A 553-nucleotide genomic window follows, 5' to 3' on the forward strand; every position below is an offset into this window, starting at 1 on the left:
GCCCAAGTGGTGTGGCAATCGCGGCAATCGTAGCCAAACCGGATGGCTTAGACTTTCCAGATGAATCAGATAAGGCTTGCGTCGTCTGTAAAGAATTCAAAGTTATTCTCATTAACTAAAAGCTCCATTATAGACGCCTAAACCCAGCCTGACAAAGCAAACTTTATATCCTAATGTAGGGTACATGTTTGAGCTTTTATGACGCTGTATTAGCGTTCTGCTTACCTACCAGCAAAAAATATTATAAACAAATTACCTATAAAAAAAACCACCGTTTGCACGATGGTTTTTTTATTCAAAGGCTCTTATTCAAACTAATCAAGTACTTTAACAGTGCGCTGTTTCTGTTCTTCTTCTACCTTTTTATTCACAATATACTGATGCGTCATACTAAACAAGTTGTTCACCGTCCAATACAATACTAGACCTGCTGGGAAGAATAGCATAAAAGCGGTAAAGATAATCGGCAAAAATTTCATTACTTTTGCTTGCATAGGATCCGCTGGCTGTGGGTTTAGCTGCTGCTGTATGAACATAGAAGCACCCATCAGCA

Annotated in this window: 1 protein-coding gene; it reads right to left on the reverse strand. The window is 39.1% G+C overall.

Annotated elements, in window-relative coordinates; translation table 11 throughout:
• Nucleotides 1–314: 314 nt before the first annotated feature.
• Nucleotides 315–553, reverse strand: a 239-nt coding sequence (locus ACS8FD_RS23560) for a YidC/Oxa1 family membrane protein insertase (RefSeq protein WP_439277634.1), incomplete at its 5' end; no start/stop codon positions are given.

It is taken from the genome of Psychrobacter sp. 1U2 (genome assembly GCF_051847575.1).